Origin of the sequence: Microbulbifer discodermiae, from assembly GCF_040742695.1 — a bacterium.
Classification (GTDB): Bacteria; Pseudomonadota; Gammaproteobacteria; order Pseudomonadales; family Cellvibrionaceae; genus Microbulbifer.
On the sequence record NZ_JBFLAB010000016.1, the window covers coordinates 68,356 to 83,626 of the forward strand.

At 56.0% G+C, this 15,271-nt stretch carries 10 protein-coding genes and 2 pseudogenes; 9 read left to right on the forward strand and 3 right to left on the reverse strand.

Going from position 1 to position 15,271, the window contains the following annotated elements:
* Positions 1-404: 404 nt before the first annotated feature.
* From AB1S50_RS08070 to AB1S50_RS08105, 8 genes and pseudogenes are all read left to right on the forward strand, one after another.
* The gene (locus AB1S50_RS08070) at positions 405-1,544 is read left to right on the forward strand and encodes a glycosyltransferase family 4 protein (RefSeq protein ID WP_367150051.1); all 1,140 of its coding nucleotides are present in this window, start codon (positions 405-407) and stop codon (positions 1,542-1,544) included.
* A gap of 153 nt (positions 1,545-1,697) precedes the next feature.
* Positions 1,698-3,050: a methyltransferase gene (locus AB1S50_RS08075; protein WP_367150052.1), complete on the forward strand. Its 1,353-nt coding sequence runs from the start codon at positions 1,698-1,700 to the stop codon at positions 3,048-3,050.
* A 270-nt stretch (positions 3,051-3,320) separates the two neighbouring features.
* A complete protein-coding gene (locus tag AB1S50_RS08080) occupies positions 3,321-3,482 on the forward strand; it encodes a winged helix-turn-helix transcriptional regulator (RefSeq protein WP_367150053.1) in 162 nt (53 codons plus the stop codon).
* Positions 3,451-3,938, forward strand: a pseudogene (locus tag AB1S50_RS08085) (ATP-binding protein); the annotation flags it as partial. The gene AB1S50_RS08080 and the pseudogene AB1S50_RS08085, both read left to right, overlap by 32 nt.
* Before the next feature lie 211 nt (positions 3,939-4,149).
* Complete coding sequence (locus AB1S50_RS08090; protein WP_367150054.1) at positions 4,150-5,085, forward strand: NAD-dependent epimerase/dehydratase family protein; 936 nt, start codon at positions 4,150-4,152, stop codon at positions 5,083-5,085.
* An 89-nt stretch (positions 5,086-5,174) separates the two neighbouring features.
* Entirely contained in the window at positions 5,175-7,268 is a 2,094-nt protein-coding gene (locus AB1S50_RS08095) for a glycosyltransferase (RefSeq protein ID WP_367150055.1), read from the forward strand.
* Between the two features lie 58 nt (positions 7,269-7,326).
* Positions 7,327-9,579 carry a glycosyltransferase gene (locus tag AB1S50_RS08100; RefSeq protein WP_367150056.1) on the forward strand — a complete coding sequence of 751 codons (2,253 nt, stop codon included), beginning with the start codon at positions 7,327-7,329 and terminating at the stop codon, positions 9,577-9,579.
* Between the two features lie 27 nt (positions 9,580-9,606).
* Positions 9,607-12,330, forward strand: a complete 2,724-nt coding sequence (locus AB1S50_RS08105; RefSeq protein WP_367150057.1) for a glycosyltransferase — start codon at positions 9,607-9,609, stop codon at positions 12,328-12,330.
* A 62-nt stretch (positions 12,331-12,392) separates the two neighbouring features.
* Here the strand turns inward: AB1S50_RS08105 and AB1S50_RS08110 are convergent, their stop codons facing one another.
* Entirely contained in the window at positions 12,393-13,673 is a 1,281-nt protein-coding gene (locus AB1S50_RS08110; protein ID WP_367150058.1) for an NAD-dependent epimerase/dehydratase family protein, read from the reverse strand.
* Positions 13,674-14,199: 526 nt separating this feature from the next.
* A pseudogene (locus AB1S50_RS08115) lies at positions 14,200-14,370 on the reverse strand (IS91 family transposase); the annotation flags it as partial.
* Positions 14,371-14,522: 152 nt separating this feature from the next.
* Here AB1S50_RS08115 and AB1S50_RS08120 point away from each other — a divergent pair.
* Positions 14,523-14,867, forward strand: coding sequence for a DUF4158 domain-containing protein (locus tag AB1S50_RS08120; RefSeq protein WP_367150059.1), 345 nt, complete (start codon positions 14,523-14,525; stop codon positions 14,865-14,867).
* A gap of 58 nt (positions 14,868-14,925) precedes the next feature.
* On the opposite strand, the gene AB1S50_RS08125 is transcribed toward AB1S50_RS08120, so the two are convergent.
* Positions 14,926-15,084 (reverse strand): helix-turn-helix transcriptional regulator, encoded by a 159-nt coding sequence (locus tag AB1S50_RS08125; protein ID WP_367150060.1) that lies wholly within the window; start codon positions 15,082-15,084, stop codon positions 14,926-14,928.
* Positions 15,085-15,271: the final 187 nt, after the last annotated feature.

Consider the following 15,271-nt stretch of genomic DNA (forward strand, 5'->3'; position numbering starts at 1 on the left):
GGACGAGTTTCTTGGGTTTCATCTCGTCCAGTGATAAGCTGAGTCGCCGCCGCTGCCGCAAACCATATGCTCGCATTGCGCACACCACGGTTCGAGCACTTCGCATCAAGCCCGATATTGAGTGGCAATAGGCGATTACTCTGGGTTAGTAGCCGAGCATCCAGTGGTACGCCTTAGTGCACAGGCTTGAGTTGACTAAGCTGCGCCAGATTGTACTACTATTTGAAGGTGGCGTGGGTTGGATTCGCGCGCCAAATTTTTTTCGCGCGAGTAACAAGCGCAGCCTGCGCGTCCATGCGGGCGGGAATATGAGACTGTTGTCAGTAGCACACTCCGTTCCGGGGGGAAGCGATGGCTCCAAATGGGCCGAGAACTTGCGTAAATCTGTTCAAGCATCTAGGCGATTGGTCTACATTGTCAATGTAGACTGGTATTTTCTGCTGCACTGGCAGGACCGCGCGGAGGCGGCACAACAGTGTGGCTATAGCGTGCATATCTTGACCGCCTCGACCGATCCCGTTCTCGCCGTGCGCATCGCGGATTTGGGTTTTAAGCTGCACGAAATTCCTCTCTCCCGTAGAAGTCTAAATCCAGTGCGCGAGATTAGCTGCGTGATGCAGCTGTATTCGCTGCTCAAGGATCTTCAGCCCGACATTGTCCACTGCGTCACGCTGAAGCCGGTAGTTTACGGAGGCTTCATAGCGCGCTGGCGCAATATTCCCTGTCTGTCCAGTGTCGTGGGGCTGGGTTATGCTTACTCCAAGGACACGGTATTTTATAGGAGTTTATGGGCGGGCCTGGAGAAACTCATGGGATTTGCCTTCGCGGCGAGGAAGACCATGGTCAGCTTTGAGAATCGTCACGATATGGAGCTGCTGAGATCGCGGCAGGTGCTGTCCGGCTCCCAGGCCGTAATCCTACCCGGAGCCGGTGTGGATCTGGATCGATTTTCCTGGAGTGAGGAGGTTGACGATGGCAGGACCACCCTGAAAATTTTGTTTGCCGGCCGGCTGCTGAAGAGCAAGGGGCTGGATCAGCTCGTGGCGGCGGTGGAGTCTCTTCGAAGGCAGGGCAAAACCCTAGAGCTGCATGTCGCCGGAATAGTCGACAGCGACAGCCGCGATGCGATACCAGGCAATGAGCTTACTCAATGGATCTCCGGAGGAATTATCGATTGGCACGGCCAGGTTCGCGATATCGAGCGACTCATAGCGGATGTCAATCTTGTCTGCCTTCCCACCCGTTATGGCGAGGGGCTTCCGCGGATCCTGGTGGAGGCGGGCGCGGTGGGTCGTGCGGTGGTCGCTACTGATATGCCGGGTTGCAGCGAGTTTATTCATTCGAATCGAGATGGCTTGCTGGTACCTGCCGGTGACCTAGAGGCACTGGAGAGTGCCATAGGCGCGCTGGTCGATGATCCCGACCGGCGCCGGCAGCTCGCCACCAACGCTCGCAAAAAAGTTGAACAGACTTATAGTAACGAACATGTCATCGCTCAGACTCTCGGCTTGTATGAGGATCTGCTGCGGAATATAGTACCCTGACCTATGGATACAGGGGGCCTGCGATGTCGGCTCGGCGCAGCGGCGAAGCCTCCGAGGTGGCGGGGGCTGCGGCGCGCAACGAGCAGGTGTATGCTTTTGCCGCAGGCGAAGATCGCGTAGCTCCATAGACTTGTATCAAGTACGGATGCCCGAATGTTGAAAGACACACTGTCAGAGGCGCGCAGACTGCGAATAGGCGGCGAGATAGATGCCGCGCTGGACTTGTTGCTGCGGTGTACCCCCGAGAGGCCACACCTATGGCTATCTCTGGAAATTTCAAGGTGCTACCTGCTTCGTGGAGAGATGGACAGGGCCGAGCAAACATTGGTCGATTTCGAAGGGCCAGAGAGTGAACGTGTCGGCCTCATCATGCAATACGGCCGAATTCGTGAACAGAGGGGCGAGTTGCAGGCCGCCGCAGACCACTATCGCAGGGCCCTTCTTCTGGACTCCGATAGCACTGCCGCCGCCCGATGTCTTGAACGAGTGCAGGCCACGCTGGACGCCGAGGCCCACCGCGCGTCCCTTGAAAGTCTGGTCGATGAGATTGAACGCATTTTAGGGGCGGGGGCGGGGGCGGGGGAGCTGGACGCGCTGCTGACCCGCCTTCGCGACTATTTGCCCTTTATTGAGCGCAGTCGCTGGGATGAGGATGGGCTGTATGCGAGGGCTGCCCATATTTTGTTCAATCGGGATTGCCGCGAGGCGCTTGCGAATTACCATCCCGCACTGATAGACATGTCGGTGAGTCTGGGCTACCTGATCTGGCCTAGGCGAATTCAGCGTTATGTGCAAGGGCGTAGCGTGCTCGATGTCGGCTGTCGATTCAGTGCATATGGAGCCGGGTTTCTGGCCGCGGGTGCCAGTTCCTATACCGGGCTCGATCCGCAGTTGGAAATGGACGGTTTGCGTGCCAAGAACAAGCGGACGCGCGAGTGGTCGCAGATGCCGATGACGGGCAGGGAGGCGATGAAGCTTCTACCGGGCCTGCATCTGATCCAGGGTAAATCGGAAGACATTGCCCACACGCAGCAGTACGACTGTATCGTCATGCACAATGTTACCGAGCACTTGATGGACATAGATCGAGTGTTCGAGGGGCTGGTGCCCTTGATGCACCAGGACTCGAAAATGATCTTCCTGCACCACCACTATTACTCCTGGAACGGGCACCACCGCCCGCCCATCAGGTTGAGCCAGTATGACCCCCAGAACGAACAGCACCGTCGCTACGCCGACTGGCAGCACGTCATTGGGATCGGTCAGATTCCGCCCGACGACTATCTTTTCAGGAATCTCAACCGGGTTACATTGAACGCCCTCCGGACATTGGTCGATCGACTGCTGGATATTGAGATCTGGGAAGAACAGCGGGATACCGAGGACATTCTGGCAAGATTGACTCCTGATATCGTCGAGGAAGCGGCGCGACAACACGATGTTGGTTACGAGGACCTGGCCACGCGCTCAGTATTCTGTGTGGCTACAAGCAAAGCGTCCCAATAGGGCCCTTATATCGCAGCCCGATTGGTTTGTAGTGCCGGATGCATTTCTTTCCTAACTGTGAACGCCGAATTTTCCCAACTGTGAACACCTGTTTTCGCCAACCGTGAACACTTTTGCCGCCCGGCAAAAATAGGTGTTCACAGATAAAAATCACCGTTCACGGTTGACAAGATTCCTCTACTCTCCCCCTTCCGCAGGCCCTCACTTACCCTGCGCTCCTTTCGTGTTTCTCAACCGTCAGGAGCCAACATGACAACCAAGAGGGTCTCTATGCAAAAACTCAAGGAACTACTGCGCCTCCACCACGAGGCCAACCTCTCCCAGCGCCAGATCGCCCGTAGCCTCAACCTCTCCGTGGGCGCCGTCTCCAAGTACCTGCGCCGCGCCGAGATGGCTGGGATCACCTGGCCACTGCCGCCGGAGTGGTCTTAAGCAGCGCTGCAACCTGCTGATTGAGGGGCCCGCCGGCACCGGCAAAACCTACCTCGCCTGCGCCCTCGGGCAAAGTGCCTGCGAGCGGGGTATCCCGGTGCGCTACTTCCGCAGCAGCCGCCTGCTGGAGAGCTTCACTATCGACCACGGCGACGGCAGCTTCGGCAAGCTGCTCTGGCGCAACTCGCCAAGACCGACGTCCTCATCCTTGACGACTGGGGACTGGAGGGGCTCACGCCGCCGCAGCGCAACGACCTGCTGGAAGTGATCGAGGACCGCCACGGTCGCGGCTCCACCCTCATCACCAGCCAACTGCCCGTCAGCGAATGGCACCAGACCATCGGCGACCCTACCCTCGCCGACGCCATCCTCGACCGGCTGCTGCACAATGCGCACCGCATCAAGCTGGAGGGCGAATCCATGCGCAAAAAACTCGCAGAAGTTGACTCACTGTGAACACTTGCGCTACAAAGGTGTCGCCTGTGTGAGGGCGGCGTCTGGGGTGTTCATGCTTCGCAAAATTAGGTGTTCACAGTTGCAAAAATACGCAGCTACAAGCAAAGCGTCCCATTTAGGGCCCTTTTATCGCAGCCCGATTGGTTTGTAGTGCCGGAGCTAGCGAGTCGCTTGAATAGGGATTGTTTGAACTGGCGGAGGCTATAGCTCGATGATCGATAGAGTATTGGTTACCGGGGGCGCGGGTTTCGTGGGCAGTAACCTGGTCAGGTTGTTGCTCGAACGAGGCTATGCGGTACGTGTACTGGACAACTTTGCGCGAGGCCGGCAGGCCTACCTACAGGGATTGGACGTTGAGATAGTAGAGGCGGACATACGTCAGGCCGAGGCTATTGGCGGGGCCTTCGCAGGAGTCGATCGGGCCGTGCACCTGGCGGCCTTGGGTTCCGTGGTTGAGTCGATCGAGGACCCTGTCACCAATTTCGAATCCAATGTGCTTGGCACTTTCAACGTGCTCAGGGCTGCCACAGAGGCCGGCGTCGAAAGGCTGGTTTTCTCATCCACTGGTGGCGCTTTGATCGGCAATGCCACGCCACCGGTTAACGAGAACTCATTGCCCAGGCCGATATCGCCCTATGGCGCGGGTAAGCTCTGTTGCGAGGCCTACTGTCACGCCTTTGCCCACGCTTATGGACTGCCGATCGTGGCTACGCGTTTCGCCAACGTCTATGGTGCGTATTCAGACCACAAACAGGGTGTCATAAACCAGTTCTTTCGCCGCATACAGGCGGAGCAGCCCATGGTTATCTACGGTGACGGCAGCGCAACCCGGGACTATATTCATGTGGACGATATCTGCCGGGGCCTGCTGTCGGCGCTCACGCTGGATTTGTCCACACCGGAGGTTATTCACTTGGCCAGTGGAGAGGAGACGTCCCTGGCAACCCTGGCGGGCTACTTTAAGGAGATTAGTGGACAGCCGGATCACCCCATAGAATTTGCTGACCGGCGGCCCGGAGAGGTCGAGCGAAACTTTGCTACGTATGATCGCGCACGCGAAGTGCTTGGATTCCACCCCGAAATCAGTTTGCGGGAGGGCTTGGCTATGACATGGGATTGGTTTTGCCAACGCAACTTTGACGAATGAGGGTTGGCCCCATGCAGGCGGAGATTTTCCCCGGGCTGGAATCTGATTCCCGACGAGCCACTAAACCGTCAACCAAAAGCGTTTTGATCGTGTGTCAGGATATTCTGGGGCCGGTTAGAAATGGAGGAGTCGGGACGGCTTTCTACTATCTCGCCACGGAGCTGGCCAGGGTGGGGCATAGGGTAGAGATTCTGTTCAGCCTCGGCTCTTATTCGGCAGACCATAGCTTTGCCCATTGGGTGGCCTGGTATGGAGAGAGAGGGATCAAGTTGACTCCGTGTCCCATGCCTGGGATCAAACCGGTTTCCAGCCTGATGGGCGAGGCCTGTGAGCTACAGTATGGCGTCTACGAACATCTTAAGCGGCACGCAGATGAGTACGACCTGGTCCACGGGTCGGAGTGGGGCGCCGATCTCTACTACTGCCTGCTGGCAAAGAAGCTCGGCCTTCACTTCTCGAACCTGCACTTCGTCCTCAAGGCCTCCAGCCCACTGCTGTGGAGCAGGATCGGAAACAGCCAGCCGGCGTCGCATATAGCGGATCTACCGAGAATCTATATGGAGAGACGGTGCATCGAGTTGGCGGATACCGTAGTCAGTGGCAGTCAATATATGTTGAACTGGATGCGGGAGAACGGCTATGAGCTGCCCGCTGGTCGCTGTTTCGCGCAACCCAATGTGTTTCCTGACACTGTCGTAGAATCCCGCCCACCAGCACTCGCGGACTCCTTTGATGAGATCGTTTTCTTTGGTCGGCTGGAGCCGCGCAAGGGGCTGCTGGTTTATCTCGACGCGCTTGCCATGTTGCTGTCAAACAGTTCCGGCGCGTACCTGTCGCAGATCCGCTTCACCTTTCTCGGTAAAAAGCGCAGTGATTTTGATGCAAGCGCAGCCATCCGCAGTGTACTCGGGCCATTTGGAGTTGCGTACCGGATAGTAGATGGCCTGGGCCAACCGGAGGCTCTGGCTTATCTGGTGGGCCGACCGGGCTGCCTGGTGGTAATGCCATCGCTCATCGATAACAGCCCCTTTGGTGTCTATGAAATGCTGGCCTGCGAAAAGCCGTTTATCACCAGCAATCGCGGTGGCGCCAGGGAATTGATCCAGCCACAGGAGCATGAGCGAACCCTGTGTGATCCCACGCCGCCAGCACTCTCGATGTGCATCGCGAAGCAGCTCGCCGGGAAGCCGCAAACGACGCTTGCGGTGGGTAAGTTATCAGAGTCTTTAGCCGATTGGAAAAGATGGCATGAAACAAGCTGTTTAGCGTCGCATACAGATGTTCTCACCGGTGAGGATCCATTGGTCAGTATCTGTCTTGTGACCTGTAACCGGCCGGCAGAGTTGGCCCAGGCTATCGATTCGGTAGCGCGGGTAGAGTACACGAATATCGAACTGATTATTGTGGACGATGCCTCGGATTCAGAGCCAGCCAGGGAGTTCATCGATACACTAAAGCAGCGGCAGTTTGATTTTCCGTACCGGCTTATACGACAGGAAAAGGGTTATTTAGGTAAGGCGAGAAATAGAGCCGCCAGAGAGGCGGCGGGTGAGTATCTCCTGATGCTGGATGATGACAATCTGTTGCAGCCCCAGGCCCTGCGGTGTTTTGTCGATGTGGCCAGGCGCACCGACGCGGATATTCTAACTTGTTTCAGCGACATGTTTCTCGATGTGAGCGGTAGTCAGCCCCCTGCTTCTTCTGGTCGTATCCTGTTTGTTGGAGCCGATCTGTCTACGGGTTACTTCCGCAATCCCTTTGGCGACTCGAACTGCATGATCAAGCGGACAAGCTATGTCGAGATCGGGGGCTTCAGCGAAGAGTATAAGGTCGGCCTGGACGACCAGGAGTTTTTTGCCCGCGCCGTGCTGCGAGGATTTCAGCTGGAGCTTATCCCTGAGTCGCTCTACTGGTACCGGGTGGGTGCAAATCGTATGCGCAGCAAGCACTACGCGAGCTTCGCCGGTAGACAGCGGGTTACCGAAACCTATATCCGAGAATTGAGTTTAAACGCAGGGATAGACAACCTGCTGCGCTATGCCCAGGGGCAGGCTGCCGATGAAGTCAGTGTGAAACGGCTGCTCGCCAGGCGGCTCCTTCGCTATAACAGAGTCCGCCGATTCATGTACCGCTTTCCCCGCCTACTTGAAATGCTCAAGCCCTTGCTGAGAAAGCTGCTATGAATTATTTCGAGAATCCCTCAAGAGTCAGCGGCTGAGGTCGTCCCGATGAGTAGGTCCTATGCCTTCACCTGATTTCTTTTACCAGCGCGATAGAATCGATCTGGCGGGACAGGCGCGCAGCGATCTTGCCTTTCCGGGATTGGGCCAGGCTGCATGTACCGCTCTTCCTTTCAGGCCACTGAACATCTGCATCATCACCCAAGATTTCGTGGGGCCGGTTCTCAACGGTGGCATCGGCACCGCTTATATGTACGCGGCCCGAGCGCTCAGCGAAGCGGGACACAAGGTCACGGTGTTTTACTGCAGTAAGAGCTGTGTCAATGAGACGCTGGAATACTGGCGCGACTTCTACGCAAAACGGCATATAGAATTTATACCGGCGGACGATATCGATGTCGTTCTCGCCAGGGGACCGATGACCAGCGTGATGCGCCTGCCCTACATGGCGCTGGACTGGTTGAAAACGCGCGAGATGGAATTCGATATTGTTCACGTGTCCGAGTGGAGCGCGACAGGATATCTTTGTCTTCAGGCGAAGTGCTCGGGGCTGCATTTTCAGAAAACACGGTTCGTGGTCAAGTGCTCCAGCCCTTTGCTCTGGAACCGTATGGGCAATGCGGAGACGATAGCGGATGTGAGGTCCCTGTCGACGATGTTCATGGAGCGTCGGTGCGTGGAGATGGCGGACTATGTGATCTGCGGCAGTCGATATCTGCTGAATTGGATGGTGGATCAGGGCTACGCGTTACCCCATGGCAGAACCTATGTGCAGCCGAACGTGTTTCCGGTTGGAGACATCCATATCCGGGAAGGGGAAAGCAGAATCGTCGAGGTCGAAGAGCTGGTTTTCTTCGGTCGTCTTGAGTCTCGAAAGGGTATCCATTTCTTTGTCGACGCCCTGGTCAATCTCAAAGCTGACGGCTTTTTTGATGGGCGCCAAGTGCCCAGGGTGACGCTACTGGGCAAGGTCCGCAAGACTTTCAAACTGGCGCCGCTGATCGAGCGTTTGCAGGCCTCCTTGGGTATAGAGGTGACGGTGTACCAGGATAAGAGCCAGCCCGCGGCATTGGATTATTTGAAAGCAGAGAGGGGCCGGGTCGCGGTAATGCCTTCCCTGATGGATAACAGCCCTTTCGGCGTCTACGAATGCCTGGCCAAAGCCATCCCTTTTGTCACCAGTTCCGCCGGCGGTGGCAGGGAGTTGATCGCCGAGGCGGATTGGCCTGATGTGGTATTTGAAGCGAGTCCGAATGGTCTGGCGTGTTGCCTGCGCTCTATATTGGAAAACGGCTGTCCACTGGCCACCGCATCCTTCGATTTTGAAAAGAGCCTGTCTGAGTGGTTGCAGTGGCATTTGTGGGCGGCGGATCAGCCGGCGAGCGAAAGGCGCGCTGGGCCCGATGGCAATTTAAAAAAACCGTTGGTCAGTGTGTGCATTGCCCACCACAACCGTGGAGCACTCCTACGCAATGCACTTGAATCCGTGCTGAAACAGACCTACCGCAATCTCGAAATTGTCATTGTGGATGATGGCAGTACAGACGGTCAGTCCATAAAAGTTCTGGCGGACATCGAGAAGTCTGCTTACTCTTTCCCTGTGAGCGTGGTTCGGCAGGACAATCGCTATCTGGGTGCGGTGAGAAATTCGGGGATTGCCCAGGCGAAGGGCGATTACATACTTTTCATGGACGACGACAATGAGGCGAAGCCGGAAGAAGTCGCCACCTTTGTTAAGGTGGCCGGCCATACCGAAGCGGATGTTCTCACCTGCTGCTCCGACACATTCGTCGGGTTTCGGCCAGATACTGAGCCCGACAAGAGTAGGCGGATCATCTACCAGGGGGAAAATCTGGCGATGGCGCTGATGCTCAATCCATTCGGTGACAGCAACTGCTTTGTGCGCCGGGAGGCCGTTAAAAGGATAGGCGGCTTTTCTGAGTATTATAAGGTCGGGATGGACGATCTGGAGTTTTTTGTCCGGGCGTATCTTTCCGGGCTGAAGATTTTCATGGTTCCAGAAGCGCTTTATTGGTATCGAATAAACCAGACCAGGATGCGCCAGAGCCAGTACAGTCGCTACGCCGGCCGCGTCCGGGTTCTGGAGCCTCTTACTCAGGGCATGCAGCCTGAGATAGCTAATCTGCTGCGCTACGCGTCGGGGATGTGTCATGAGCACGGCCAGACCACGGGTAGTGCCGCGAATCCAAAGGGCCGGATCAAGGAGGCCGGGCGCCGGGTGGTAGGGCATTCTGCCGGGCTTGAAAAGCTTGCGCGGCGCGTTTATCACCGCCTTTTTAATCCCCAGCGCTGACTCGAGAGCAGGAGGTTACGAAATCGCATGAGTGACAAGAAATCTGGCGGTAGTCTGCGCTCAGATGTTATGTCTGGCTACAGGGAGGCACACCTCGCGCCCCCCGTGGGTAGTCTGGACAGGGAGCACCCCATCTACGATGAGGCAACCTTTCAGTCCAGTACGAAGGTGGTTGAAGGGGTTTTGCCCAGAGTACACGACGCGGACTTTGGTGAGTTTTCTGACCTGAGTGGGTATCTTCTTCCGGAGTCGCAGCATCGCCCCCTGCGCGTTTGTATTGCGACGGAAGATATCGCCGGCCCGGTTCGCAATGGCGGCATTGGCACAACCTACACGCATCTGGCCCACATGTTGGCTAAAGTCGGACATGCCGTCACGATTCTTTATCTTAGAGGTAACCACTCGGAGATCGAGTCCATCGAACATTGGATCGATCACTATGCCACCAGGAACGTAGAATTTGTACCGGTGCCGGACCCGGAACTGCCGCTGGAGTGCGACTCACCGCGCTGGATCTTGCCCATGATCGCCATGTACCAGTATCTCGCTGGACGGCAGTTCGATCTGGTCCATGTTTCGGAATGGCGCGGATCGGCGTATTACTGTCTGCTCGCCAAACGGCAGGGTATCGCATTTCAGGACACTGTCTTTTGTGTCAAATCCTCCTCGCCCTGGCTGTGGAACCGCGATTACCTCTCGATACCGCTGGAGGCGGATGACGAACTGGTCAAATGCTACGCCGAGAAGCGCTCCGTCGAATTGGCGGACATCGTAGTGGGTGGAAGTGCCCACCTGCTCCGATGGATGCAGGTGCAGGGCTATCGATTGCCGCATGAAAGGACACACGTCCAGCCCAATGTGTTGGCCCTGGAGCCGATTGAAATGGACGGTGAATCTGCGCGCGCCGTCGGTGTTGTGCAGGCGATTGATGAGCTGGTGTTCTTTGGTCGCCTCGAATGGCGCAAAGGCCTGCAAATTTTCTGTGACGCCGTGTCCCGCATGGTTAGGGCGGGGATCACACCGAAAAAGGTCGCTTTTTTGGGTAAACCCGGTTTGCGTATTGCCACCCATGCGCATTTGAGCCCCGAGGAGTACATCTGCGAGCAGGCAGAGCGGTGGCCTTTTCCCATCGAGATACACACCGATTTTCAACACTCCACCGCTATTCGCTATCTGAGCGTGCCCGGGCGTATGGCGGTGATGCCATCGCTAATTGAAAACAGTTCCCTGGCGGTCTACGAGGCACTGGTTTACCGCTTTCCCTTTCTGGCCAGTGACGTCGGGGGCACTCGGGAGCTGGTAAGTGAGGACTATTGGGAAAAAGTGCTGTTCAAGCCCTTGCCGCAGGCTTTGTGGCCGCGGCTTGCAGCGGTACTCAAGAAGGGCGGTGTGGTAGCCGCGCCGGCCTTCGACAACGAGCGGAACCTGTTCATGTGGGGGGCTTTTCACGGTAGCCTTGGCGGCATGATAGAGCGCGATGAGCACCGCAAGTACTTCCCTGTGCCATCGTCGCCGCAGGCGGAGGTTGCTGGAGTCTCGGTATGTATGGTGCATCGGGACGAGCCAGAGCGCCTGGAATTCGTTCTTCACCGCTTTGAGCAGCAGTCACATGAGCACTGCGAGCTGATAGTGATCGACGACGACAGTGAGCTTGCCGAGGCTCGGCAGAAGTTCGCCAGCCTGGAGTCAAAATACGAATCCAAAGGCTGGAAATTTCTGCGCAACAGCGACCGACTGGGCTATGCCGCCTCACAAAACAGGGCTGCGGCAGCGGCGGAGGGGCATTGGCTATTGTTCACCGACTTAGATAACGCGCCCCGGCCGGATGCCCTTGAGATCTTCGAACGGACTGCCCGGTGTACAGGGATGGATGCCATGTTTTCGTTCCATGAAGTACTGCCATCGGAGCATACCGCAGCGGGTGAAGTGCAGCGGCAGGGCAGCGTGCTACACGTACCGTTGGGAGCGGACGACGCCTGCAGTTTCTACGGCAACATGACAGTGGAATCAGACCTATTCCTGAAGCGCGACGCCTTCCTGCGGCTGGGCGGATTCAATGACATCTACCGGGTGGGTGGCGAGCGCACCGAGATCTTAATTCAGGCTCGACTGAAGGGTTATCAAGTCGACTTAATACCCCGTGCTCTAACTCGGCGGAGACACCCGGAGGATTGCACCAGCGAGCGTGAGAATGCCAAGGGAGCCGATGCGTTGCGCCTGGTCCGACTGTACAGCGGTATGGCTCCGCTGGCGCACCAGAATATCCTCTGGTCCGCCAGAGGTTTCTACGGCCGCATGAGGCATTTTCGAGGTCGATTCAAGGAAGCGCGGGAAAAGTCGGCTGAACAGCGGGACCGGATAAAGCGCCTGTGGAGCAAGCGCAAAGAGCTGGAAGATAAGATTGCCCAGCTGCGTCAAGCGGCACAAACCAGCAGCGCTGCGGACAAGGTACGCCGAGCGGAGCTAAAAGAGATGAGCCGCAGAAACGCTGAGCTGACGCGGCCACTGAAGAGCAGTGACCATGCGACCAAAAAACAGTCCGCTGAGTTAGGTGAGCTAAGGCTGACAGCGGCGAATCTTGAGGAAGAGATGATTCACTTGCGCAAGCGGTTGCGGGAACTGCGGGCAGCCAATCAGAGGGTAAGGAAGACCAGGGACCGCTACGAAATCGAGCTGGCCAATCTGCGACAGAGTACCATCTGGAGGTTAACGAAACCCCTGCGGCGATTTGTGGACCGCATTCGGCGATAGAGGCCAGACGGCCATCCAGACAAGCCGAAAGTCTTGTATCTCTCGCCGTCGGCTGGGGCAGGCTAAGCCTCGGCCAGATCCCTCTCAGTGCCGGAGAGCCGGGCGTTGAGCTGCTCGATCTTTTCGGCATCGACAGCTACTGACACCTTCTTTTCTTGCTGCAGAATGGCGGCAGCGCGCTCGCTGTTCCAGTAAGATACGCACTGTATTTTCCGTCGATCGCAGCGCTGGGCATATCGCTGCGCGATATCGACTACTTCGCCGAGTAGGCCCTGTTCTAATCGGGTGGGTTTCAGTCCCATCTCAAGTAGGCAGGCGTTCTCAACATGCAACTCATTTTCCTCTGCCTCGTGACGTGGGTTGGACAGAAAATCCACGCTGCCGTCGGCAATTTCCGCAACCATGCTGGCGAGATCGCGAACTTTGTGTGTCTCCGTCATCTGGTTCATGATCTTGACGCGCTCCCCACAGGCGGGCGGGTTGAGCACGGCGAGTTCTATGCAGCGCACAGTATCGCGTATGTGAATGAAGGCACGGGTCTGGCCGCCTGTTCCATGCACGGTCAGCGGGTAGCCTATGGCGGCCTGCATGAGAAAGCGGTTGAGAACCGTGCCGTAGTCACCGTCGTAGTCGAAACGATTGATCAGGCGCTCGTCCAGGCTGGTTTCTTCTGTGGCAGTCCCCCAGACTATCCCCTGATGCAAGTCCGTGATCCTCACCTTGTCGTTCTTGTTATAGTAGGCGAAAAAGAGCTGGTCCTGAGATTTGGTTAGGTGGTAGACACTGCCCGGATTAGAGGGGTAGAGGATCTCCTGGTCGCTGACAGTGCCATCGGGCAATTCAGTCTTGATAGGCAGATATCCTTCTGGAATTTTCATACCAGCGGTACCGTAGCCGTACACGCCCATCGTGCCCAGGTGTACGATGTGGGTGTCCAGCCCCAGTTCCACGATTGCGCAGAGCATGTTGTGGGTGGCGTTCAGGTTATTACTGACGGTATAGATCTTTTCTCTCGTGCCTTTCATGGAGTAAGGAGCGGCGCGCTGCTCTGCAAAGTGAACGATGGCGTCGGGATGCTTTAGCTCGATCAGTTCTTTCAGCGCAGGGTAGTCAGCCGCGATATCCAACAAGGCGAAATCGATGGTTTTGCCCGTAATCTCCTGCCAGGCCCCGACTCTCGCACCGATCGATCGAATTGGGGTCAGCGATTCGACTTCCAGCTCGACATCGATCTTTCGCCTGGAGAGGTTGTCAACAATGGTGACATTGTGACCTTGCTGGGATAAATACAGAGAGGTGGGCCAGCCACAGAACCCGTCGCCGCCGAGAATGAGAATATTCAATTCTGGGGTCTCCTCAGGTAAATTTGAGTAACGTCCTAAACGCTACATAACTGACATTCATTGAAGAGTGTAGATTCGGGGTATAGGAAGCATAAACCACCTATTTAGCCTTAAGCCGACCTAATCACTATCGAACTTAAGCCTGCGCTACAAGGGTGTACGATTTCACCCCAAAAAATAAGAGTTTTAACGGAGCAGGAGGCTTCTAGATTTCGCAGATCAGAGAGAATAGCCGACACTTTCCATCTCCTTATGTTTAGGGCCATGTAGGGTGTGCAGTCACTAACCCATAAAGGTTGCTTAGCTTGGGTGGTAATTAGGTAAGCCGAAGTATTCTACCCGAAATCCCTGCGATTGTTTACCATTCAAATCCCAAGTTTTAAGCTGTGGACATTTGAAATCGATCACTTTTGGCTCTTTTTGATCGAAACGTCCTGCGGATAGTTCTCTTGGCGCAAGTCGCTCCACGGTCCGTTGTCAGGCCCGCTGTAAACTGTGAAAGTTGGCAGTGGTTGGCTTTACGTCGTCAATCGAATAGACCAGTCTGCGGTGAATCGAACAGTTTTTCCTGAGGCGGTGCCCGTTCTGGCAGCAGTGTGTGGCGAGGTGTGTCGGGATTGGCGGCTTTCTGCGTAAGATGTTTGAGGATGTGCCCAATCACTGCCGGATCCTCAATACTGGCAACTACCTTGACGTGACGGGGTACTAGGGACACCCCCGCCGCAAATAACACTTCGCCCTGAAACCCAGGCCTGGCAAGGCTTTCAGGAGTGCTTTACTTTCTGACCTTCCTCTGAATTGGCTGATTTTCAGCCGATTAGGCTAAGATCGGACGTTTTGGATTCCCGAATGAGCCTGAAAAGCAAGCGCCGCGCCATCCTCCTGGATTCTGAGATTCAAGATCTATATGGTGCACCGGAGCTCACCCACGAACAGAAGCGGTACTACTTCTCCCTGAATGATCCCGAATTCGATGCCCTTCGCTCAATCCGTGACCGCTACAACAGGGTCTACTTTGTCCTGTTGCTGGGCTACTTCAAGGTCAAGCCCGTTGTCCTGAACATCCGCTATAGCGATGTGCGGGAGGACCTGCAGTTCATTGCAGGCGAGTTCTTCCCCGGCATGAAACTCGGGCGCAAGAACTTGTCACCCATGCAAAAGTGCGAATCTACCGGCGCATATTTCAGCTATTAGACTACCAATCGTTTGATGATGACAGCGAAGCGGCTTAAAGCGGGAATGTCTGGTATTGTCAGGACACCCCAGCCAGTGTGAATAGCAAGGTCACAGGAATGAGCAATTTGCCCCCTTCGTAATGCGCCTTCGTTTGCTGGGCAATGCCCAGCGCATTGGCAAACTGTGTCTGAGTCATGTTCTGGGCTTTACGGAATTGCGCTTTCCCCTTTCCCATAGCAATTGGCGTAAGAGAGCTTCTGGAAAGACTTCACTCACCACTAGTGGGCCATGCGGTTAATTAGGTAACACGTTTTTGGCTCGCTGCACTGAAGCCAGTACCGTGTCGGCGCTCTTTGTCCATTTAAATGGTTTGGCAAGATCGCGGTTGTGAACACGAATAAATCGCTGCAGCTCGGCCTTCA

Coding starts and splice junctions, on each gene's coding strand:
- AB1S50_RS08075 (WP_367150052.1), top strand. CDS start 1,698: ATGTTGAAAGACACACTGTCAGAGGCGCGCAGACTGCGAATAGGCGGC.
- AB1S50_RS08090 (WP_367150054.1), top strand. CDS start 4,150: ATGATCGATAGAGTATTGGTTACCGGGGGCGCGGGTTTCGTGGGCAGT.
- AB1S50_RS08120 (WP_367150059.1), top strand. CDS start 14,523: ATGAGCCTGAAAAGCAAGCGCCGCGCCATCCTCCTGGATTCTGAGATT.
- AB1S50_RS08080 (WP_367150053.1), top strand. CDS start 3,321: ATGCAAAAACTCAAGGAACTACTGCGCCTCCACCACGAGGCCAACCTC.
- AB1S50_RS08125 (WP_367150060.1), bottom strand. CDS start 15,084: ATGGGAAAGGGGAAAGCGCAATTCCGTAAAGCCCAGAACATGACTCAG.
- AB1S50_RS08100 (WP_367150056.1), top strand. CDS start 7,327: ATGCCTTCACCTGATTTCTTTTACCAGCGCGATAGAATCGATCTGGCG.
- AB1S50_RS08105 (WP_367150057.1), top strand. CDS start 9,607: ATGAGTGACAAGAAATCTGGCGGTAGTCTGCGCTCAGATGTTATGTCT.